The sequence below is a fragment of the Micromonospora sp. CA-248089 genome, assembly GCF_050948515.1.
Classification (GTDB): Bacteria; Actinomycetota; Actinomycetes; order Mycobacteriales; family Micromonosporaceae; genus Micromonospora.
Genome location: NZ_CP192016.1, coordinates 4,932,159 through 4,952,063, shown reverse-complemented (window position 1 = coordinate 4,952,063; position 19,905 = coordinate 4,932,159). Strand labels below are relative to the sequence as shown.

Here is a 19,905-nt window from a genome sequence, read left to right as displayed (position 1 = left end):
CAGCGATCGGCGGGTTACGATCCGGCGCGGTCACGGGGCGGTAGCTCAGCCGGTTAGAGCAGGGGACTCATAATCCCTCGGTCGCGGGTTCGAACCCCGCCCGCCCCACCACATGTTTTCCCTGGTTAGCCACTTCGTCCTCGAACAGGTGCGCTTACACGTCCAACGTCATGGCCGCCGAAGCGTGCCCGAGCATCGGTATCTGCCGACGGGTGGCGGGCTTGGGAATCCTTGTGTCAGGGGACCGATGGAGGCCAGCGATGCCTGCGCCAGTCCTCCCAAGTCGCGAATCCTGCCGGCGGGCAATCGACAGGTTCACTGCCGTCGAGTTCCCCTTCGGTCGGGATGCTGATGACGGCAGCCCACCCGGCGAGTTCCTCGTCGGACATGTGCCACGTCGTGTGCGGCTCTTCGGCTTGGCGCCGGTCAAGTCGTCTCCGCTGCTCGGCCGGTGGGAGTTCGAAGTAGCGCATCTCCACCGCCGCGCCGAGGTCGGCAGCTGCCTGCCGTAGCGCGGAGCGCTCATCTCGACCCCAGAGGCCGAAGTCGATGACGACGTTGATGCCGAGCTCGAGAGCGCGCAGCCCGATCTCGATGAGCCGTCCTTCGATCACGTCCGAGGCCGACGGCGGGTTCGCGAGGCCGTACAGGGCCTTTACCCACTCGTCCTTCGTGAGGCGAAGAGCCTGCTCCTCGGCTTCTATGCGCCGCGCTTCTGTGGTCTTCCCGGTGCCTGGCAGTCCTACCGTCAGGAACAGAGTCGGTCGTGTCGTCATCGTTTCCCCATCTGAACGGCTGCGCCATCATCGCTGACGTTCGCTCATGCCGCGACCAGCGCGTAGGTGTCGCCGATCAGTTGGCGGACGGGTGTCGCGCATCAGCCGACGGAAGACAAGAGTTCTATACCGCGAACTGCCGAATTGGCCTCTTTAGGATCAAGGCGGCCTGCTGGCGGCGCAAGCGCCGGCATCGGCCGGGCCGGCCGGCCACGCTGACGGGGCCTACCAAGGGCTTGAAGGGCTGTGAGGCGGGACGATCGGCGTAGGCGTCGCTCCCAGTTGAGGTTGGGGCGATCGGCTGCCGCGCAGCGGAGCTGCTTGCCCCCGGCCTCTCGTAGGTCGCCGAATGCGGTTTGACGACGATGAGGACCAGGGCGTGAACCGTCCCCGGGTGCCCGATCCTCTACGGCACCCGCCCGGCGTCAAGGGCGCTGCGCGTCGGCATGCCGATGGCCTACAGCCATCCTTGACCCCAACCGGGCACGGCAGTTCTTGGCACCTATCCGGGGGACGGGGGCAGACTGGCGGCTATCCGTCGAGGATCTGGACGGTCTGCGACGGCATCTTGATCCAGAGGGGCAGCCTTGGATGTGAACCGCGACGAATCAACGGTGACCGTCCCACTTGACCGGGCGATCGAGGTAGCTCGCTTCCTTGAGTGCCTCACCCGCTCGATTGACCGGATCGGTTCAAGGATGGCAGGCGGCCTTGCAGACGCCGGGACCGTCGACCGCTTCATCGACGAGTGGCTGATCGGCCCTCAAGCGTCTCGGGCGCGAAGGGTCCTATGGGATGCCATCAGTCAGGTGATCGGTGAGGAGGCGGTGGAGGGAATCGCTGAAGCAGTGCCCAGATTCCCGGACGCCCCACCTGATGAGGTGGGACGGCTTCGACAGGAGCTGTCGGCGTGGCAGAAGGCGCTCGATGGGTAGCCGCCTCTTGCGGGACGAGAGGCTTGCGGGCAGTTCGCACCCAGTCCGCAAGAGGCCGACCGCCGCTGGGGGAGTGGTGAGAGATATCGAAAGGTGTTTCCGCTGGTGAGAGCCCATTCAGGCAGGTCGCTGGGTCGCCCATCTTGATCTCATGATTCCTCGGTGGCGGGGGCGAACCCCCGCCCGACCCACCAGCCGTTTTCCCAGCTCAACCACGATCAGGACGTCATCGCGGTGCGACGCGGGGCGCGACCACTGCGCGGTGGGGCGGCCGTCGAGACGCCACGGGTGCCCGTTGACCCGCGGCCAGCCTTCAGGCGAGTTCTCCCAGTTCTCCTGCCGGCCGTACACCGTGAGGTCCAGGGCGTGGTAGGTGGTCATCAACGCCTCAACGCCCCGCCCGGTGGTCCAGTAGGTCTCGTAGACGTTGTCGCCGTCGCGCAGGTAGCACGCGATGAACCCGAAGTGACGACCGTCGGCCAGAGCCGGGTCGGAGTCTTTCGCCGAATACCAGGGGAACCGGTAGCCCATGAACTCGGCGAACGGGGCACTTTCGTCGTAGGGGCCCTCGCAGAACACGGCATAGGTGACGTCCCGAGCGTGCAGGTAGTCCAGCGTCTGCATGTGACAGGTCGAGAAGGTGCACCCCTCACACTGATGCTCGTACGGATTGCCGTCGTGCCACATGTGGAAGTAGGCGATGAGCATCCGGCGGCCCTCGAACACTTCCACCAGCGGGATGTCCCCGCCAGGGCCCCGCACTGTCACCGCCGGCATCAAGGTCATCGGCAGCTGACGACGAGCGGCTGCGATCGCGTCTCCTTCGCGGGTATGGGCCTTCTCCCGTACGAGCAGTTCGTCGCGCTTGCGCAGCCAGGTCTCCCGGTCGACGACCGGGGGCGCGGCGGCGTCGGACGTGGGGGTTGTCGTCATGGCTGTCTCCTTCGTGGAGGGGGATCGGTCACAGGTACAGACGACCGAGTCGGCGATTGTCATCGGTGACCGATGACGGATGGGGTCCGCGGTCGTCAGTACGGTTGTGAGCACCACTCAGTCCCGGGGAAATCACATGTCCGACTCGCCTGACGAGCAGGCAGTCTGGCTGCAGCGCGCCTTCGACGAGCACCGGCGTGAACTGCACGTCCACTGCTACCGCCTCGCCGGGAACGTCACCGACGCGGACGACCTGGTGCAGGAGACCTTCCTGCGTGCCTGGCGGGCTCGCGACCGCTTCGAGGGTCGGGCGTCAGCGCGCACCTGGTTCTACCGGATCGCCACGAACATCTTCCTGGACAGCCGCAAGGCGGCCGGTCACCGGACGGTTCCCTACGGTGATGCGCTGGAGTGGTCCACCGAGCTCGGTCCCTATCCCGACGCCCTGCTGGCCGACGATCCACAGACCGGCCTCGCCGCCCGGGAGACCGTCGAGCTGGCCGTGATCGCCGCGCTCATGTACCTGCCGCCGCGGCAGCGGGCGGCCTTCGTGCTGCGCGACGTCTACGGCTGGACGCCGCAGGAGATCGCGACCTCGCTCGGCACCCCCGTAGCGGCCGTAAACAGCCTCCTCCAGCGGGCCCGCCACACCCTCCGGCGGCGCGCTCCGTCGGACCCGAAGGACTGGCGCCGCCCGCAGCTCACCAGGGAGGACGAAGCGATCCTGCGCCGCTACGCCAGCGCGAAGGACCCGGAGACGATCCGGGCACTGCTCGCCGAGGACGTACGGATCACGATGCCGCCCGAGCCGCCGGTCGTCGGGATCGACGCGGCCGCGGAGTTCCTCGGCCGACCGCTCGACTGGCGTACGTTTCCCACCTCGGCCAACGGGCGCCCGGCGCTGATCAACTATCTCCGCCGGCCCGGCAGCCCGCACTACGAGGCGTTGGTCGTCGACGTACTCCGGATCGAGAACGGAAAGATCGTCGAGAGCAACGCCTTCATCGGTGCCCGTCACGTCACCGCTTTCAGCATGCCCGCCACGCTCGAGCCCTAGGTGAGTAAGCCTCAAGCCATGTTGCCGAGGGAGGGATATCGAGCGGCGTTTCCTCTGGCGAGCGTTCCTAGGAACTCGGCGGGTCGGTTCCGTCGCAAGGGACACCGATGCCCAGCTGCACCTGCGCCGTCTGCCCCCGCGACCGAATGGTGAGCGGTAGGCAGGTTGGCCGCGCAACCCAGGTGCCGCCGACGAAGGCCAGCCACCGAGGTTGGTCATCGACAGGTGCGCAGGCGCGCACATGGGCGCTCACGGCCGGCACCACTGACGAGCCCCATCCGAGGCGCGCCCTGTCCTCCCAGCCGGAAGCCACCCGAAGGTCAACCACCGCGCCGCCGCGTACGACCAGCCCCCATTTGGCGAACAGCCGGGCTGCCGGATCCGACTGCCCCGATTCCTCTGCTTGAAGCACCGGCCGGGCGGGCACCGCAACGTCCTCTCCCACGAGCCGATAAGCCGCCGGCGGTTCCTTGATCACATCGACAGACACGGTACACGGCTCCTGCCTGGCGCTCACGTCAAGCGACGGGGACGCGCTGAGGTCAGTGCCCGGAGACGCAGTTGGCGCGGGTGGGCCGGCCTCGCCCCGGGAGGAGTCGCTTGAGGACGTGCAGGCTGCCGACGTCACCATCAGGCAGACGCTGAGCGGCCACCACACCATACGGCTGGTCCTGTGCACGCGCGTCACCTCCTGAACGGTGAGGCCATCGACGGTAAGGGCGCGACTCGTGAAGTGTCACCGTATCGAAAGGCGGGACGCCTTCGATGCCGTCATCGGTGATCTGTCTGCACTCATGGTCGGCAGCGGTCCGCGTCCGGTCCGCAGGAGGTCGGCGGGCGGGCGGGGAGTGGTGGGAGACGTCGAGAGGCGTTTCCACTGCCAGGAGCCCGCCGCCCACCACGCGAAACGCGCTACTCAGCCGAGCTACCAGTACCTGCCGCAGGTCGGCTCGAGCTTGTCGACCGCGCTCTCCAGGTCGCCGGTGTCGCTCGCGACCTTCACGAGCCCTTCCGCATTCGAGAGCTTGGGCTTGATCGAGCGGACCTGGACGTCCTTCAGGCCGGCGGCCACGGCGAGCGCCCTGAAGTTGCTCCGCAGGGTGCGATCCGCCTGTTCGCCGGCCACCCGGTTCGCCACCGCACCGAGGTTGATCAGCCGGGTGGACGCCTCCGCCCGGGCATTGACGAGCTCGGCCTCTACCGTCGAACTCGCGGCGACCCCGCCCAGGGTGATCAGACCGGCGATGGCCTTCTCCAACGAGCCCTTGACGGCGGTGCAGGCCGCCTTGTTGCTGGTGGCGGCCACTTGCGTGGTCTTCCTGGTCGTGGGCGCCGCCGCGGGGGCTCCCGAGGACCGGGGAGTTCCGGAGGGCCGCGCGGTCCCCGAGGGCCGGGCGGTCGGGGAGGACTCGGGTGTGCGGCTCGGCGTGGCCGTCGGCGCCGTGGGCGTTGCGATGGGTGGCTCCGTAGCGGTACTCGCCGCCACGGCAGTGGGCGTGCTCGGCATCTCGTCGGCGCGGCCACACGCCGAGGCGGTGAGCAGCGTCGCAGCAACCGCCACGCAGAGCCCGAACCGTCGTACCGTCACGTCGTATCCCATCTCGCGGATCTTGCGGAAGCGTGACGATACATGTCAGACGCACTGTCGACCATCGTCGACCGCCTCGGACTGCCGCTGATGGTGAAGCGGGCGGTGCGGGGGATGCCGAGACCCTCGATCGATTCACCACCGATCGGCTGATCGGACCTCGAGCGTCTCGGGCGCGAAGGGTCCTGTGGGATGCCTGTCAGCTCGGCAGAAGGTGCGCGGTGGGTCGAATCAGTGATCGGGCAGGGCGTACCAGCGGCCGGCCTGCACCTCTCACAGCTCGCCCAGCTCGACCAGGTTGACACATGCCGTACGCAACTCCTCGACCGAGGGGCGTGCTCCCGAACTCCGGTCCAGGAAGCGCGTGATCCGCCAGACGTCGAATGCCTCAACACCGCCGACCTGGTCGATGTCGACCTCCTGGTCGTGCTGATCGGTCATCCGGCAGCCGGCGCCATGAACCGAGTACTCGATACCAGTGCTCGCCATGCCCTCCCGAGGCATCCTTCGTGAATGCCTCACTGCCGCCATCAGATCCGAGACGCATCCGAGATCCGCGTAGGCGTCGAACAAACGCGACCGAATGTACGTCAGGGCGGCGGCGTAGCCTCGAACTGCTTCGATCGCTGACTCGGCGCGCTCGTCCACCTGATGAGTATCCCCGTCTGCGAGGTCGCAGCCAGCGAGCGGGCACGGGCGCGGGGGCTCTGGGCGCCACGCCCGGCGGGCGCGCATCTTCCTCACTCACGCTTGCTTCGGCATGCTTACCGGGTGGAAAATCCGCACGCCTCGACACCGCTTCCTCTGCACCTGTACTGCAGGCTCGACGTCCTGGTCACCGACATCGAGGCACTAACCGATCGCGCAGTCGCCGAGCTGCGAGATGCGGATGTGGACTGGCAGACGGAAGACGACGACCTCGAATCGGCGGTCGCAGAGCTGCACGGCAGCATCTCCGCGTCGCTCGGGGCTGTGGTGGACATCAGCCGCCTGATCGACGGCGTCCCCGGAGTCGAGTTCCGAGGCGGCTGGTGCCGGGCCGAACCTGGCTCGCCACGAGACATAGCCGCTCCAGAAAGCCCGGTAATCTTCGTGTTGATCTAGGGTGATGCGGTGACCGCCAAGCCCGTGACGACAGTGCTGTTCGACTTCGCCTGGACTCTGTTCGCCAGGAACTCGGAGCGCTGGGTGGGCAACGCGGCGGCATCGATCGACCGGGCATTGGCTGCCGGCGAGGCGCACCGTATTGCCGGCGACTTCGCGGAACTGTTGCGGGAGACGGCCACGGATCCGGCCCACATCGCCCGAGATCTGGATCCGCGAGTCTGGGATCGGGCGATCCTCGCCGTGCTGAAACAGATTCCCGGGGTGGACCAGGCGCTGGCATCGATGTTGCACGAAACACACGCCGAGGCGATCGAGCCGTACGCCGACACCGTCGCCACCCTGTCCGCATTGCGTGACAGCGGTGTTCGCATCGGTGTCGTCAGCAACGTCGGCTGGGACATCCGCACATGCTTCGCGCGGCACGGACTCGACGGCTGTGTCGATGCGTTCGTACTGTCCTACGAGGTCGGCTTCGTCAAACCGGACCCTCGGATCTGGGGTGCCGCCCTCGAAGCCCTCCATGCCGCACCGGGCCAGACCCTGATGGTCGGTGATCATCCTGCCGGTGACGGCGGATCGGTTTCTGCCGGTATACCAGCGCTGATCCTGCCGATGGTGGATTCGCCCGCGCGGAAACGCGGCTTCGAACACGTGCTCAGGCTTGCCCAGGTTCCGTCCTGACCGGTCGCCGGCAATCACGGGAAGCTCCTTCGATCACCGTCGTCGTCCATTGTCATCTCGGTAGGGGCTTTCGCTGCGCGTCGCTTCGCGCCAACCCGAGGGTGGGTGCAGTCGATGACGCTTTTTCGGCGCTCATTGCGTGGCCGCGACCTGGACGACGCTGCTGCCGCTGGACGTGGCGTTGCCCCCGTCGATCACTGAGGTGACCAGGTCGTAGAAGCCCGGCTCGGCGTCGGGGCCGATCACGATCGTGCTGACGGGGCGTTCGCCGGGAGCGCCCGCCGGCCGGACCGCCGCGGCCGTGAAGGTGACCAGCCCTGGGACTGCCGAGGCGGCCTTGAGGTCGTCCACGGTGCCGTACGGGCCCGTCAGATGTGCGGTCAACTCGACCTGCGACGAGGTGGAGCCCGGCTCGACCGTCCACCGCACGGTCAGGGTCTGGCCCGGGTGGTAGGGCTTGTCGACGTCCAGGTCCGCACAGCAGGTGTATGCCGGCGGCGGCACCGTCTCGGACGGTTCGGCGCCGCAGGCAGCCAGCAACGGCACGACGAGGCAGCTGAGGAGGCGCCGGCGTGGCGAGTTCATGCGCAGGATCGTAGGCGGGGTCCACCGCTGTCAGGGGGGCGGCGGACAGATGTACCGCGGCCTATGGTGGCCGCGTGAACAGACGCCTGTGGGTGGTGTCGGCGCTGGCCGGGACCGCGCTGCTCGCCGTACCGGTGACCGTTGTCGGCGTCCACGTGACCCACCCTCGGAACGAGGACGGCTACCTGGCGCACCTCAAGCAGTACGGCGACCGGCAGAACGACAGGCCGCTGGCGGTGTTGCCGCCGACTGCGGACCTGGTCGCCGAGGGCGACGCGGCGTGCGACTGGTTGCGCGAACAACCGTACGCGCTGTGGCGGCACGATCCGGAGTACCGCGAGCTTGTCGTCTACGAGCGCTACGTCCGGCAGGTCGAGAGCCACCTGCCGGCCTGGGGCGACGAGCTGCCCGACCGGCGATCGGTGACGGGAGCCGCGTGGACCCACCTGTGCCCGGCCGAGTGGGAACTGCGCCAGCCCCGCCGCAACCCCTTCGCCCCCAAGCCGGACTGAACGCGCGTCCCGTCGTACCCGGTGCCCTCGCAGCATCGATCTTGGAGTTGTGGCACCTTGCAAAAGCCGCGTGCGGGACATCCGAGGCGCCACAACTCCAAGATCGACGGAAAGCCCGCGAGGCGGGAGGTCAACGCCCGCGGTTAGCGGCCATCCAGGCGGTGGCGAAGTCGACCAGTGTGCGCTGGCGCATCAGCCGGGCCGTTGCGGTGCCGACCCGGCCGGTTGTCGTGGCGCCTGTCGCCTCGAAGTCGGCGCCCAACTGGTCGAAGTCGTCCTCGTCGGTGACGACGTCGGTCCACGTGGTCCACCGGCTCGTGCCGTCCGGCAGCCGTACCGCCGAGCCCGTCACCGCCCGTGGCGCCGCCGCCTGCCGCCATTCCGCCAGGTGCAGCGAGGTGTTGGAGCTGTGGCCGCAGCCGAGCAGCAGCACCTTGCCGTCGAGCCGGTACACCGCACCCAGCGGGGAGTGCTCGCCCAGCGCGTCGTCGAGGCGGTGTCCGTCCACGACGTCGGGGGCGTGCGCGCCGAGCGCGGCGAAGGACACCTGCGGATGATCGCTGCGGCGGCCGCCGGGCCAGGTGCGTACCGTCTCGGCGACGGCGCCCATCCACCGGCTCGGCGTGCGCGCCGGGTCGAAGCCGGGCGTCTGCTCGCGGATGACCGGCCACCACGCCTCGGGTACGGGCGGATCCCGCCACCCGGCCGGGTCCGTGTTGTCCGGGGTGTGCGTCGGCACGACGAGGGTGCCTTCCGGTCCGAGCGCCTCGAGCAGCGCCCACACCACCGCCTCGGTGCCGCCGGCGACGAATCCAAGACTTCGGTACGACGAGTGCAGCAGCAGGACGTCACCCGGGACGATGCCGAGCGCGCGCAGGTCGTACGCGAGCGAGTTGACGGTGTGCGGTGCGGCCTGGTCCACGCGGCGCAGTGTAGGCAGGGCTGAGCCTGGACCGGGGACGGTGCCGGGCCCGCCCCGACGGCGGCGGGCCCGGCCCGCCCCGCGCGTTCGTCGGCGGGCAGTTCACATGGGTACGCCCGACCGATCAGAGCCCGGCCCTACCGGAATCCGGCGTCACGTCCACGGCGGGGGATGCCGGCTCACGTAGTCGCGGGCGCGGGGGAGCGGATCGTCCCAGTACTCGTGCGGCATGCGGTGATGCTGGGCCCGGCAGAAGGTGGCGAGGTCGTCGACGATCGCGATCCGGTCCAGTGGACGCCGTTCGAACTCCCGGTTGGCCGCGAGCAGATCCGCCTCCGGGTTCCAGCCGGCGTGGTCGAACGCCCAGCCCGCCCAGGTCGCGTACACGTGGAAGACCTGGCGCCGGCCCGCGAGCCGCAACCCCGCGAGACCGATCGGCCGGTCGGGGTAGGTGTCCCGGCACGTCCAGGCCAGGATGTGGCAGGCCCCGGCGGCGAAGAACGGCTGGTCGGCGCGTTCCCAGGCGAGTCGCTGGTCGGCCCGTTCCTGCGGCGTACGCCGGAAGACGCCCGCTGCCGTCACTGCCACCGGCGCACGCTAGCCGAGCGGCCATGCGACGCGTGGACCCGCGCATGTGCCGATCCGAACCGGATTGACACGCGGGGTGGTCCGCGGGGGAGAGTCGGGCATGCGCTTCCCGGTGTCCACACCGCCCGCCGTTCCCGCCGGCACGCTCACCACCGGCCCGCAGCCGACGTTGCCCGCCGAGGGCGGCCTGGTCCTGCGCCCCTGGGCGGACGGGGACGCGCCCGCCGTCCTGGCCGCGTACCAGGATCCGGAGATCCGCCGCTGGCACACCCGCCGGCCGTCGTCGCCGGAGCAGGTCCTGCAGTGGATCGCCCACCTCCGTCGTTCGTGGCAGGAGGAGACGGGCGCGGGCTGGGCGGTGACCCGGGGCGACGAGGTGGTGGGCCGCATGGCGCTGGGCGGCTTCAACCTCGACGACGGCGAGGCCGGCTGCGCGTACTGGGTGGTTCCGGCCGCGCGTGGCGCGGGCGTGGCCTCCCGCGCGTTGCGGGCGGTGAGCGCGTGGGCGCTCGGCGAAGGGCGGCTGCACAGGCTCTGGCTCGACCACTCGACCGGCAACGTCGCGTCGTGCCGGGTGGCGGTCAAGGCCGGGTTCCGGCTGGAGGGCACCAAGCGCAGCGCGGCGGTGCACGACGACGGGCGGCACGACATGCACCTGCACGCCCGCGTCCGCGGGGACGCCTGACCGGCCTCACGACTGGGCGGCGGCCACCTCCCGGATGCGCCGCAGCGCCTCCTCCCGGTCCATTCCGGTCGCCTGGAGGATGTCGCTGGCCGCGGTCCGGACCTGCCCCACGATCACCGTGCCGGACAGCCCGGTCCCGGCCAGCTCCGCGCGCGTCGCCGCCGCCACCGCACGCAACGCGTGGCGGCGGGCGTCCTCCGGGCCCTGGTCCGCGAGAACCTCCTCCTGTACGGCGTGCACCGCCGCGCCGAGTGCCTCCACCGCGTCCGGCAGGCTCTCCGGTATCGGCTCCCCGTCCTCGATCAGCACGACGGCCCGGCGGGCCAGTACGCGGGTGTTCCAGACCGCCTGGTCCACGTCCGGCGCGCTGAGCTGGTAGTGCCGGACCGAGCGCCGCCTCGGCCAGCGCGCCGGGGCCAGGTCGACTGTTTCCTTCGCGCCGCCGAAGACGTCCCAGAACCGGCCCAGGTCCGCGCCGATCGCCTGCGACCGGCTCAGCGACCGGTCGGCCAGGTCGTGGTCGCGTCGCCGTAGCGCGGCGGCGGTCGCGGCGAGCTGGTCGGCGAGTTGCCGCAGCGTCGGCGCGGCCACCCGCCGCACGACCCGCAGCGGGTTGATCGGCACCAGCAGCAGCGTCACCACCAGTCCCACGCCGCCGCCGATCAGCGCGTCGACGAAGCGGGGGAACTCCAGTGTGTGCCGGGAGGAGGAGAGCGCGCCGAGCAGCACCGCCGTACCGCTGGCGTTGCCCACGATCCCGCCCCGCGTACTCAGTGCCAGCGCGACCAGGACGGACGCCGCGACGATCACGCCGGTCTGCCACACCCCGGCGCCGACGGCGCCGATCAGCAGGTCCGACACGACGATGCCGAGCGTCACCCCGGCGAGCAGTTCGACGGTGTTGGAGAGGCGCCGTCCGAAGGACGACGTGATCACCGCGACCGCGGCCGCCGGGGCGAAGATCGGGCTCGGCATGCCGGTGAGCCAGCGCGCGACGGCCCAGGCCAGCGCCGCCGCCAGTCCGGCCTGCACGGCGAGTACGGACTTGATCCGCAGCTGCTGCATCCGGTCCCGCCCGGCGGCCCGGCCGCGCTCGGTCACGCGCTCCCATGCCTCGTCGAACCGTTCCGCGTCCAGGCCGGCGCGCCGCGACGACCCCCGCCGGCCGCCGCGCCCCTCCCGCTGCCCGGTCACCGCCGGCGGCTACCCGCAAAAACCGCCGCCAATCCCGGCGTCCGCCGAGCTCAGCCGCCCGGTTCGAGGTACGCGGCCAGGTGCGCCAGCGAGGACGCGATGCCCTCCTCGTGCACCGCCTGGTCGATGCCCGGAGGTACGCCGGTGGCGGTGACTGTCACCTCGGTGCCGTCGCCGGCCGCCGCGAGGTGCCAGGTCATGGTCATGGTGCCCGCGTACGCCGGGTCGTCGGCCTGGAACACGGCGGTCTGCACCACCCGGTGCGCCGGTACGAGTTCGGCGAACCCGACGTCGACCACGTCGGTGGCGTCCGAGGTCTTGCCCGGGTTGTCGGTCGCGTCGAGGTAGGTGAGCACCATCCGGAACCCGCCGCCCGGACGCGGATCCCAGCGCTCGATTCGCCCGCGCATCCCGTCCGGCGGCAGCCACGCCTCCAGGGCCGCCCGGTCCACGAGCGCGTCGTAGACGGCCGCCGGCGCGGCGGCGATCGTCCTGCTGCCCCGATCGACCCTGCTCACCCCCCAACCCTAAGCGCCTCCCACCGCTCGCCGGTCCCGCCCGACGCCGATCTTGGAGTTGTGGCGGTTGACAAATGCCACTGAGTTGGGCGATTCAGGCACCACAACTCCAAGATCGGCGGGGGAGCGGGGCCGGGGCGTGGCCGGTACGCTGCCGCGAATGCCGGTACTGCCGCACCCCGACGCCCCTGCCGACTCGCTGCTGGTCGGTGACGACGACACTCCGCTGGCCCGGATGCGGCTGCGGGACGACGACGGCACGGCGGTCGCGGCCGACGTCCGGCCGCTGCCCGGGGCGCCGCTGACCCGGCTCGTCGGGCAGGTGCGGCGCGACCTGGCCGGGCACCGGCTGGAGACGCCGGACGAGGCGCTCGCGTCGGCACTGGTGGCCGACGGGCTGACGCTGGACCGGGCCGCCACGGACATGCGGCACGACCTGACCGACGTACCCGAAGCGGTGACCCTGCCGGACGGCTGGTCGCTCGGTGCCCCCGGCTGGGACGACGACCTCGCCGCGGGGCTGGACGCGGCGTACGGCCCGGACCATCCGGACGGCCGCTGGCAGCCCAGCGACACCGACGAGGTACGGGCGATGTTCGACACCGGCGAGCCGGTGCCGCCGCTGGTGCCCGCCTCGGCCCGGCTGATCGACCCGGACGGCCGCAGCGCCGGGCACGTGCTGTGCGCCGGACCGGTGCCGTGGACCGACGACGACTGCGTCTGGATCCTCAACCTGGGCGTCGCACCCCGCGCGCAGCGGCGCGGGTTCGGCCGGGCGCTGCTGGTGCACGCGTTGCGCGGCGCGCGCGAGGCAGGACTGCCGTCGGTCGGCCTGTCGGTGGTCGACGGCAACCCGGCCCGCCGGATGTACGACGCCGCCGGCTTCCGCGTCCGCACCCGGGTGCTCACGGTCCGGATCCCCGACGCTTAGAACCCTTGCCGGCGGCGGCGCGCGGCCGACCTTCAGGCGCCGGTGAGCAGGGGGCGGTGCTCGGACCAGAGCCAGCGCAGGTAGTCGCGCAGCCGTTCCGGGGTGGCGATCCACCCCTGGCCGGGATAGCGGAGCAGCCGGCTGACCTCGCCGGCCACCAGGTCGTACCCGGCCGCGCCGGTCTCCGGCACCGGGGCGTCCGGTGCGACAGCCACGGGCAGCGGAACCATCGGGATCCGCAGGCCGGCGTCGTCGCAGGCCCGCAGCACGGTGAGGTAGACCCGGACCAGGTGGTACGGCGAGACGACGAGCGCGACGCTGCCGATGCCCAGCGCCCGTACCTGCTCCACGACCCAGGTGGCCTGCCGGCCGGTGCCGGTGACCGGCTCGGCCTGGAGCACGACCCCCTCGGTCCGGCGCAGACCGAGCCCGCGCAACCGGTCCAGCGTGAGCGGGCGATACGTTCGCTCGGCCGAGTCGGTGTTCGCCACCAGCAGGTGCCGCAGCGCCGGGCCGGGCTCCCAGGCGCGGATCGCGTCGGTGAGGCGCCAGTCCTCGCCCTGGCCGGTGGGCACCACGAGCGCGTCCACCCGTTCGGCGGCGCGGTGGGGGAGCGTGAGGACCATCGTGACCGCCTCCAGCACCGCCAGGAGCCGCTCGGCCGGGACGTCCGCGAACGCCTCCGCCGCCACGAGCCGTGGCAGGGGGCGGGACACACTCGTCACGCCCGCGATCTTGCCACGGCGCGGCGGGCGGGGGATGGAGAGTGGCGCGGTGCGGACGGGGATTGTCAGGTCGCACACCGCCGTGTGCGCGGCGGCGAAATCGAGTACGCGTGCTCATTCGGCCGCCCCGCCGGCCGGGCAGGATCGAAGGCGTGACAACGAGACGTACGCTGCTCGGCGGCCTGATCCTGGCGCTGGCCACGGCCGGCGCCTGGGTGGCCTGGCTGAGCTGGGAGTCCGGCTGGACCGTGGACCCGCGGACCGGCGACATGAGCGGGCCGTACGCGGTCTGGCAGGTCGCCGCCGCGGTGCTGACCCTGGGCGCGCTGGCCGCCGTCGCCGGCTGGTGGCTGAACATCTGGCTGGTGGCAACGGTGATGACAGTGGCGTTCACCGTCCCGTGGGCGGTGCACGCCGCCTCGACCGACGACACCGGCCTGTGGGCGGTCGGTGCGGCGCTGGTGGCGATCGGCACCACCATCGGAACGACGCTGGTCGGCGGCGCCGCCGGCTGGCTCCGCCGCCGGACCGGGTGACGGGGTTGGATGCCGCGGCTACGCGGCCTGCTGCCATAGGATGGCGTCATGAGCGCTGAGGCAGTCGGCATGCACATGCCCGCCGTCGTGACGCTCGACGACGTGGCGGCGATGAATGCCGCGGACCCGAACGGTCACCGCTACGAGACCAGCCCCGAGGGGGTTCTGTCGGTCATGCCGCCGACCGACTCCGAGCACGCCATCATCGCGAGCCGGATCTTCGCCTGGCTGCTCATGGCGGGCTGGCCCGCTGAGCAGGTGCTTCAGGCCGTCGGTGTGCGGGTGCCGGGGCCCAGCGGCGACGGTGGCCGGATCCCCGACATCACGGTGTGGCGGAAGCCGCCCAGCCGTCGCGTCTGGTCCGCCGTCACGGACCTGGTGCTGGTGGTCGAGATCGTCTCGCCCGGTTCGGAGACCATGGACTCGGTGACGAAGGCCCGGGAGTACGCCTCGGCCGGCATCCCGCGTTACTGGGTCGTGGAGCGGGACGGCGCGCAGACCGTCACGCTGCACGAGCTCGCCGGCGACGGCCGGTACGCCGAGCACGCCCGGATGCCGCTCGCCTGGCTGCTGCAGACCGCGCCCGCCGACCATCTCGACGGGTAGGGCGGCCGTACCGGCAGTCGTCAGTCGCGGTTCAGGCGTTCGGCGTACGCGTCGCGCAGCTCCGCCCAGCCGAAGTCCTTCGCCTCCGCGCCCCGGATCGGGCCGACCGGGTCGCCGTCGAGCAGATGCGCGGCGACGTCGAGGCAGATGTGCCAGCCGGCGGCAGTCATCGCGGCGAGGTCGGGACCGCCGACCCGGTGCCGCAGCGTGAGCGTGGTGCCGTCGCCGTTCGTGGTCAGCTCCCAGCGGAGCAGGTCGTCGCCCCAGGTGTACTCCAGCAGGTGCGGCCGGTCGGCGCGCAGCACCCGGGCCGACGCCGGGTATCTCTGGTCGCCGTCGACGGTGCTGAGTACTGCGTCGCCAGGGCGGCCCAGGTCACGGTCGGCCAGGAACGGCGCCCACCCGGCGAGCTGATCCGGGTCGGTGAGCGCGGCCCACACCTTCTCCGGCGGGTGCCGCAGGCCGCGGACGAAGACCAGTTCGTTGTCGGGTGCCAGCTTGACCCGGGCGAGCGGGCCGGGACGGAACGTGTCGCGGTCCATTTGTCACTCCTGACTGTCGAGATGGCGTTCCAGGGCGTCGAGGTGCGCGGTCCACATCGACCGGTACGGCCCGAGCCAGTCGTCGACGCCTCGTAGCGGCGTGGTGTCGACCCGGTAGATGCGCCGCTGCGCGGCCGTACGGGAGGTGACCAGTCCGGCCTCGCGTAGCACCCGCAGGTGCTTGGAGACCGCCGGCTGGCTCATGCCCAGCGCGTCCACCAGTTCGCCGACGCTGCTCTCCGCCCGGCGCAGCCGGTCCAGGATGCGGCGCCGGGAGGGCTCGGCCAGGACGGTGAAGGCGTCGACGCTCACCGCTTCAATATGCCTCATCGGTTATATGCCTGGCAAGGAATGACAGGTCGCGCTGCCCCGGCCCGGGCGGCTCCATATGCTCGGGGGATGGAACTGCGGATCTTCACCGAGCCCCAGCAGGGCGCCACATACGACCAGCTCCTCGCCGTGGCCCGCCGCGCGGAGGAGACCGGCTTCGCCGCGTTCTTCCGCTCCGACCACTACCTGAAGATGGGTTCGGTGAGCGGCGATCCCGGCCCGACCGACGCCTGGACCACGCTCGCCGGGCTGGCCCGCGACACCACCCGGATCCGGCTCGGCACGCTGATGACCGCCGCCACGTTCCGGCTACCCGGCCCGCTGGCGATCACCGTGGCGCAGGTCGACCAGATGAGCGGCGGACGGGTCGAGCTGGGCATCGGCACCGGCTGGTACGCCGAGGAGCACTCCGCGTACGGCATCCCGTTCCCGCCGCTGGGGGAGCGGTTCGACCGGCTGGAGGAACAGCTCGCCGTCATCACCGGGCTCTGGTCCACCCCGGAGGGCGCCACGTTCGACTACCCCGGCACGTACTATCCGGTCAGCGACTCGCCCGCGCTGCCCAAGCCGGTGCAGCGCCCCCGCCCGCCGATCCTGCTCGGCGGCATGGGCCCGAAGCGCACGCCCCGCCTGGCCGCCCGGTACGCCGACGAGTTCAACCTGCCGTTCGTCTCGGTCGAGGACACCGTCACGCAGTTCGGGCGGGTACGCGACGCCTGCGCCGCGATCGACCGCGATCCGTCCACGATGACCTGGTCCAACGCGCTCGTGCTCTGCTGCGGCCGCAACGAGGCCGAGGTGACCCGGCGTGCCGAGGCGATCGGACGCGACCCGGACGAGCTGCGCGCCAACGGCGCCGCCGGCACGCCCGCCGAGGTGGTCGAGACGCTCGGCCGGTACGCCGAGGCGGGCAGCTCCCGGGCCTACCTCCAGGTGCTCGACCTGACCGACCTGGACCACCTGGAGCTGGTAGCCGCCGAGGTGATGCCCCAGCTCTGACCCGGCCCCTGCCCGCCGCCCGTCCCGCCTCCCGGCTCCCGTCGAGATCTTGGTACGAAACGGCCCCCATAGGGGCCCATTCCTACCAAGATCTCCACCGATCCCACCTTGCGGAACGGCAATCTGGCGTTACGGGAGACCCTCCCGCAGCACCCCACAAACCCGCGATCTTGCAGTTGCGGCCCTTTCGGTGCCGGATTTACGGCTCTTGTCGGGGCAGTAACTGCATGATCAACGGTGTGGGGCTCCAGAACCACAAGATCGTCGCCGAGTCGCGTGAGGCGGCGGACGGGTCAGCGTGGGGTTGCGCGGCGGACCGTGTCCAGGCGGCCGTCGCGGTCGCTGTCCAGGAGCGTCACGTCGGGCACGCCGTCGCCGTCCAGGTCGACCTGCACCACGTCGGCCACGCCGTCGCCGTCGAGGTCGGTCACCACCTCGACGGAACCGTCCAGGTGCCGGGTCACGATCGACCTGGCCGTCCCCTGGCGCGGCGGCGGCCCCGGGTGGGGCACCGGAGCCGGCTCGGGCTCGGGCGTGGGCCCCGGCACCGGCGCGGTCGCCACGGGCGCCACCCGCACAGCGGCGGGCGCCACCTCCACAGCGGCAGGCGGCATCTCCGCAGCGTCGGGGTCCACGCCGGTCGGGTCGATTTCCTCCTCCGACGGGTACACGTCGCCGCGGAGGCTCGGGTCGCGGTAGCTGCTCATCCCGCCAGGATTCCCGCCGAGTGGCCGGGGCAACCCTGCCGGCGCATGATGGCGGATGATGCAGCGCATGACGGACACCAACTGGGCCGGAAACGTCAGCTGGTCGGCGCGTACCCGATCGCGGCCGACCTCGACCGACGACCTGCGGCGGCTGGTCGCGGAGGCCGACCTGGTCCGGGCCATCGGCACCGGCCACTCGTTCAACCGGCTCGGCGACACCACTGGTACCCAGGTCGCGCTCGACGGCCTGCCGCCCGCCGTCGCGCTCGACCCGGACCGCGGCGCCGTCACCGTCGCGGCCGGCGTCCGCTACGGCGACCTGGCCACCGCGCTGCAGGCTCAGGGGTACGCGCTGGCGAACCTCGCGTCGCTGCCGCACATCTCGGTGGCCGGCTCGGTCGCCACCGCCACCCACGGATCCGGCGCGCGGAACCGCAACCTCGCTGCCGCCGTCGCCGGGCTGGAACTGGTCACGGCCGACGGCGACCTGATCACCGTCGACCGAAGCGACCCGCGCTTCGCCGGGCTGGTGGTCAACCTGGGCGCGCTGGGCGTGGTCACCCGGCTGACGCTCGACGTGGTGCCCACGTACGCGGTGCGCCAGCACGTGCGCCTCGGCCTGCCCCGCGCCGCGCTGGACGAGGCGCTCGACGCCGCGTACAGCGTCAGCGTCTTCACCTCGTGGCGCTCGGAGCGCTTCGACCAGGTGTGGGTGAAGCAGGACGCCGACCAAGCCCCGCCGCCCGCCGACTGGCTGGACACGGTGGCCGCCGACTCGCCCCGACACCCGGTGCCCGGCATGTCGCCGGAGCACTGCACCGCTCAGCTCGGTGAGCCGGGGCCGTGGCACGAGCGGCTGCCGCACTTCCGGCTCGGCTTCACCCCCAGTAGCGGCGACGAGCTGCAGTCGGAGTGGCACGTGGCCCGCAGCGACGCGTCGGCGGCGCTCGCCGCGCTCGATCCGGTCGCCGACCGGATCGCCGCCGTGCTCCAGATCTGCGAGCTGCGGACGATCGCCGCCGACGAGCTGTGGTTGAGCCCGAACTTCCGGCGCGACTCGCTGGCGCTGCACTTCACATGGATCGGTGACCCGGTGGCTGTCGCGCCGGTGCTGGCCGAGGTGGAGGAGCGGCTCGCCCCGTTCGCGCCGCGCCCGCACTGGGGCAAGCTGTTCGAGCGCGACCCCGCTGCCGCGTACCCCCGGCACGCCGACTTCGCCGCGCTGCTGCGCGAGTTCGACCCGAAGGGGAAGTTCCGCACCGCCGAGATGGACCGCTACTTCCCCCGGGATTGATTTACCGTCCGGCCGGCACCTGCTGGCGCAGGCTGCCGCGCTGCACCGCCCTACTGATGTCGCTGGGCGAGACGATGCCGACCAGCTGGTCGCCGACCACCACGAGCGCCCGGCCGTCGGTGCACTCGTTGAGCCGTGGGAGCAGGTCGGTGAGCTGCTCCTCGGGGCGGGCGAGCACCAGTTCGTCGGCCCGGCAGGACACCTCAGCCAGCGTGGTTGCCGCGCGGCGGTCCGCCGCGATGCCGCGTACCCGATCGAGCGTGACCAGACCGACCGGCCTGCCGTCGACGGTCAGTGGGAGCGCCGAGTGCCGGTACGCGAAGAGGTAGTGGTCGACGAAGTCGGCCACGGTGAGGTCGCCGGACGCGGTCTGCGGCTGGGGCGTCATCACGTCGCCGACCCGGACGCCGCGCAGCGCGTCGCCCATCCGGGCGGCGCGTTCCTCCTGGCCGGCGGCGCCGAGCAGGAACCAGCCGATCAGCGCCAGCCAGAGCCCGCCGAACCCGGCGCCGGTGAAGAACCGCCACAGCCCCAGCCCGATCAGCACCACGCCGAGCACCCAGCCCGCGCGGGCCGCCACCACCGACGCCTTGGTCCGGTCGCCGGTGAACTTCCAGACCGCCGCGCGCAGCAGCCGCCCGCCGTCCAGCGGGGCGGCCGGCAGCACGTTGAAGATCGCCAGCAGCACGTTGATGCCCGCGAGCCAGGCCAGCGCGCCGAGCAGCAGCCCGTGCCCGCCCGCGGTGGCGACGGCCACCGCGATCGCCGCGAACACCACGCCGATGATCAGGCTGACCAGCGGCCCGACCCCGGCGATCCGCAGTTCGGCGCCCGGGTCCTTCGCCTCGCCCTTCAGCTCGGCGACACCGCCGAACAGCCAGAGCGTGATGCCCTCGACCTCGATGCCGTTGCGTTTGGCGACCACCGCGTGCGCGACCTCGTGGGCGAGCAGGCCGAGGAAGAAGACCACGGCGGCGGCCAGGCCGGCCGCGACGTAGGCGACGGGCGAGTGACCGGGGTACGAGGCGGGGAACAGGCTCGCCGACAGCGCCCACGCGATCAGCACGAAGATGACCAGGACACTCCAGTTGACGCCGACCGGTACGCCCGCGATCCGGCCCAGACGGAAACTCGCCCTCATGTTTCCGTCATAC

At 71.4% G+C, this 19,905-nt stretch carries 25 protein-coding genes and 1 tRNA gene; 12 read left to right on the top strand and 14 right to left on the bottom strand.

Features of this window, described 5'->3' with window-relative positions; all coding sequences use genetic code 11:
• Positions 1 to 34 precede the first annotated feature (34 nt).
• Positions 35 to 111, top strand: a tRNA-Ile gene (locus tag ACQP26_RS23165).
• A 125-nt stretch (positions 112 to 236) separates the two neighbouring features.
• Here ACQP26_RS23165 and ACQP26_RS23160 read toward each other — a convergent pair.
• Entirely contained in the window at positions 237 to 776 is a 540-nt protein-coding gene (locus tag ACQP26_RS23160) for an ATP-binding protein (RefSeq protein WP_433493992.1), read from the bottom strand.
• Between the two features lie 593 nt (positions 777 to 1,369).
• Between ACQP26_RS23160 and ACQP26_RS23155 the strand changes: the two genes are divergently transcribed.
• Positions 1,370 to 1,711, top strand: a complete 342-nt coding sequence (locus ACQP26_RS23155) for a hypothetical protein (RefSeq protein WP_433493991.1) — start codon at positions 1,370 to 1,372, stop codon at positions 1,709 to 1,711.
• Positions 1,712 to 1,828: 117 nt separating this feature from the next.
• Here the strand turns inward: ACQP26_RS23155 and ACQP26_RS23150 are convergent, their stop codons facing one another.
• Positions 1,829 to 2,644, bottom strand: a complete 816-nt coding sequence (locus tag ACQP26_RS23150) for a DUF899 family protein (protein WP_433493990.1) — start codon at positions 2,642 to 2,644, stop codon at positions 1,829 to 1,831.
• 136 nt (positions 2,645 to 2,780) lie between these two features.
• Between ACQP26_RS23150 and ACQP26_RS23145 the strand changes: the two genes are divergently transcribed.
• Positions 2,781 to 3,701 (top strand): RNA polymerase subunit sigma-70, encoded by a 921-nt coding sequence (locus ACQP26_RS23145; protein ID WP_269704652.1) that lies wholly within the window; start codon positions 2,781 to 2,783, stop codon positions 3,699 to 3,701.
• A 925-nt stretch (positions 3,702 to 4,626) separates the two neighbouring features.
• Here ACQP26_RS23145 and ACQP26_RS23140 read toward each other — a convergent pair.
• Both ACQP26_RS23140 and ACQP26_RS23135 read right to left on the bottom strand, forming a co-directional pair.
• Entirely contained in the window at positions 4,627 to 5,007 is a 381-nt protein-coding gene (locus ACQP26_RS23140) for a hypothetical protein (RefSeq protein ID WP_269704653.1), read from the bottom strand.
• Between the two features lie 555 nt (positions 5,008 to 5,562).
• A complete protein-coding gene (locus tag ACQP26_RS23135) occupies positions 5,563 to 5,937 on the bottom strand; it encodes a DUF6896 domain-containing protein (RefSeq protein ID WP_433493989.1) in 375 nt (124 codons plus the stop codon).
• 123 nt (positions 5,938 to 6,060) lie between these two features.
• On the opposite strand from ACQP26_RS23135, the gene ACQP26_RS23130 reads away from it, so the two are divergent.
• Together ACQP26_RS23130 and ACQP26_RS23125 are read left to right on the top strand one after the other, a co-directional pair.
• The gene (locus ACQP26_RS23130; protein WP_269704656.1) at positions 6,061 to 6,393 is read left to right on the top strand and encodes a hypothetical protein; all 333 of its coding nucleotides are present in this window, start codon (positions 6,061 to 6,063) and stop codon (positions 6,391 to 6,393) included.
• A gap of 9 nt (positions 6,394 to 6,402) precedes the next feature.
• The gene (locus ACQP26_RS23125; protein ID WP_281577058.1) at positions 6,403 to 7,077 is read left to right on the top strand and encodes an HAD family hydrolase; all 675 of its coding nucleotides are present in this window, start codon (positions 6,403 to 6,405) and stop codon (positions 7,075 to 7,077) included.
• Positions 7,078 to 7,209: 132 nt separating this feature from the next.
• On the opposite strand, the gene ACQP26_RS23120 is transcribed toward ACQP26_RS23125, so the two are convergent.
• Positions 7,210 to 7,662, bottom strand: a complete 453-nt coding sequence (locus tag ACQP26_RS23120) for a hypothetical protein (protein WP_269704658.1) — start codon at positions 7,660 to 7,662, stop codon at positions 7,210 to 7,212.
• Between the two features lie 74 nt (positions 7,663 to 7,736).
• Between ACQP26_RS23120 and ACQP26_RS23115 the strand changes: the two genes are divergently transcribed.
• Positions 7,737 to 8,174 carry a hypothetical protein gene (locus tag ACQP26_RS23115; protein WP_269704659.1) on the top strand — a complete coding sequence of 146 codons (438 nt, stop codon included), beginning with the start codon at positions 7,737 to 7,739 and terminating at the stop codon, positions 8,172 to 8,174.
• Positions 8,175 to 8,304: 130 nt separating this feature from the next.
• Here the strand turns inward: ACQP26_RS23115 and ACQP26_RS23110 are convergent, their stop codons facing one another.
• Entirely contained in the window at positions 8,305 to 9,096 is a 792-nt protein-coding gene (locus ACQP26_RS23110; protein WP_433493988.1) for an aminoglycoside N(3)-acetyltransferase, read from the bottom strand.
• A 153-nt stretch (positions 9,097 to 9,249) separates the two neighbouring features.
• Positions 9,250 to 9,684 carry a hypothetical protein gene (locus ACQP26_RS23105; RefSeq protein WP_433493987.1) on the bottom strand — a complete coding sequence of 145 codons (435 nt, stop codon included), beginning with the start codon at positions 9,682 to 9,684 and terminating at the stop codon, positions 9,250 to 9,252.
• Positions 9,685 to 9,784: 100 nt separating this feature from the next.
• Here ACQP26_RS23105 and ACQP26_RS23100 point away from each other — a divergent pair, with 100 nt between their 5' ends.
• On the top strand, positions 9,785 to 10,369 hold the full coding sequence (locus ACQP26_RS23100) for a GNAT family N-acetyltransferase (protein WP_433493986.1): 585 nt from the start codon (positions 9,785 to 9,787) through the stop codon (positions 10,367 to 10,369).
• Positions 10,370 to 10,375: 6 nt separating this feature from the next.
• Here ACQP26_RS23100 and ACQP26_RS23095 read toward each other — a convergent pair whose 3' ends face one another.
• Positions 10,376 to 11,563: an FUSC family protein gene (locus ACQP26_RS23095; protein ID WP_269704663.1), complete on the bottom strand. Its 1,188-nt coding sequence runs from the start codon at positions 11,561 to 11,563 to the stop codon at positions 10,376 to 10,378.
• A gap of 50 nt (positions 11,564 to 11,613) precedes the next feature.
• Entirely contained in the window at positions 11,614 to 12,081 is a 468-nt protein-coding gene (locus ACQP26_RS23090) for an SRPBCC family protein (protein WP_433493985.1), read from the bottom strand.
• A gap of 160 nt (positions 12,082 to 12,241) precedes the next feature.
• On the opposite strand from ACQP26_RS23090, the gene ACQP26_RS23085 reads away from it, so the two are divergent.
• Positions 12,242 to 13,012, top strand: coding sequence for a GNAT family N-acetyltransferase (locus ACQP26_RS23085; RefSeq protein WP_433493984.1), 771 nt, complete (start codon positions 12,242 to 12,244; stop codon positions 13,010 to 13,012).
• A gap of 32 nt (positions 13,013 to 13,044) precedes the next feature.
• Here the strand turns inward: ACQP26_RS23085 and ACQP26_RS23080 are convergent, their stop codons facing one another.
• Positions 13,045 to 13,737 carry a hypothetical protein gene (locus tag ACQP26_RS23080; protein WP_433493983.1) on the bottom strand — a complete coding sequence of 231 codons (693 nt, stop codon included), beginning with the start codon at positions 13,735 to 13,737 and terminating at the stop codon, positions 13,045 to 13,047.
• A gap of 152 nt (positions 13,738 to 13,889) precedes the next feature.
• Here ACQP26_RS23080 and ACQP26_RS23075 point away from each other — a divergent pair, with 152 nt between their 5' ends.
• Both ACQP26_RS23075 and ACQP26_RS23070 read left to right on the top strand, forming a co-directional pair.
• On the top strand, positions 13,890 to 14,273 hold the full coding sequence (locus ACQP26_RS23075) for a hypothetical protein (protein WP_269704666.1): 384 nt from the start codon (positions 13,890 to 13,892) through the stop codon (positions 14,271 to 14,273).
• 48 nt (positions 14,274 to 14,321) lie between these two features.
• Entirely contained in the window at positions 14,322 to 14,879 is a 558-nt protein-coding gene (locus ACQP26_RS23070) for a Uma2 family endonuclease (protein WP_433493982.1), read from the top strand.
• Positions 14,880 to 14,899: 20 nt separating this feature from the next.
• Here the strand turns inward: ACQP26_RS23070 and ACQP26_RS23065 are convergent, their stop codons facing one another.
• Together ACQP26_RS23065 and ACQP26_RS23060 are read right to left on the bottom strand one after the other, a co-directional pair.
• Complete coding sequence (locus tag ACQP26_RS23065) at positions 14,900 to 15,421, bottom strand: SRPBCC family protein (protein WP_433493981.1); 522 nt, start codon at positions 15,419 to 15,421, stop codon at positions 14,900 to 14,902.
• Between the two features lie 3 nt (positions 15,422 to 15,424).
• Positions 15,425 to 15,733 (bottom strand): ArsR/SmtB family transcription factor, encoded by a 309-nt coding sequence (locus ACQP26_RS23060; protein WP_433493980.1) that lies wholly within the window; start codon positions 15,731 to 15,733, stop codon positions 15,425 to 15,427.
• A gap of 87 nt (positions 15,734 to 15,820) precedes the next feature.
• On the opposite strand from ACQP26_RS23060, the gene ACQP26_RS23055 reads away from it, so the two are divergent.
• Positions 15,821 to 16,750 (top strand): LLM class F420-dependent oxidoreductase, encoded by a 930-nt coding sequence (locus ACQP26_RS23055; protein ID WP_433493979.1) that lies wholly within the window; start codon positions 15,821 to 15,823, stop codon positions 16,748 to 16,750.
• 293 nt (positions 16,751 to 17,043) lie between these two features.
• On the opposite strand, the gene ACQP26_RS23050 is transcribed toward ACQP26_RS23055, so the two are convergent.
• A complete protein-coding gene (locus ACQP26_RS23050) occupies positions 17,044 to 17,457 on the bottom strand; it encodes a hypothetical protein (protein ID WP_433493978.1) in 414 nt (137 codons plus the stop codon).
• A gap of 67 nt (positions 17,458 to 17,524) precedes the next feature.
• Between ACQP26_RS23050 and ACQP26_RS23045 the strand changes: the two genes are divergently transcribed.
• Positions 17,525 to 18,751, top strand: a complete 1,227-nt coding sequence (locus tag ACQP26_RS23045) for an FAD-binding protein (RefSeq protein ID WP_433493977.1) — start codon at positions 17,525 to 17,527, stop codon at positions 18,749 to 18,751.
• A 1-nt stretch (position 18,752) separates the two neighbouring features.
• Here ACQP26_RS23045 and ACQP26_RS23040 read toward each other — a convergent pair whose 3' ends face one another.
• Positions 18,753 to 19,892 (bottom strand): site-2 protease family protein, encoded by a 1,140-nt coding sequence (locus ACQP26_RS23040; protein ID WP_433493976.1) that lies wholly within the window; start codon positions 19,890 to 19,892, stop codon positions 18,753 to 18,755.
• Between the last annotated feature and the right edge of the window lie 13 nt (positions 19,893 to 19,905).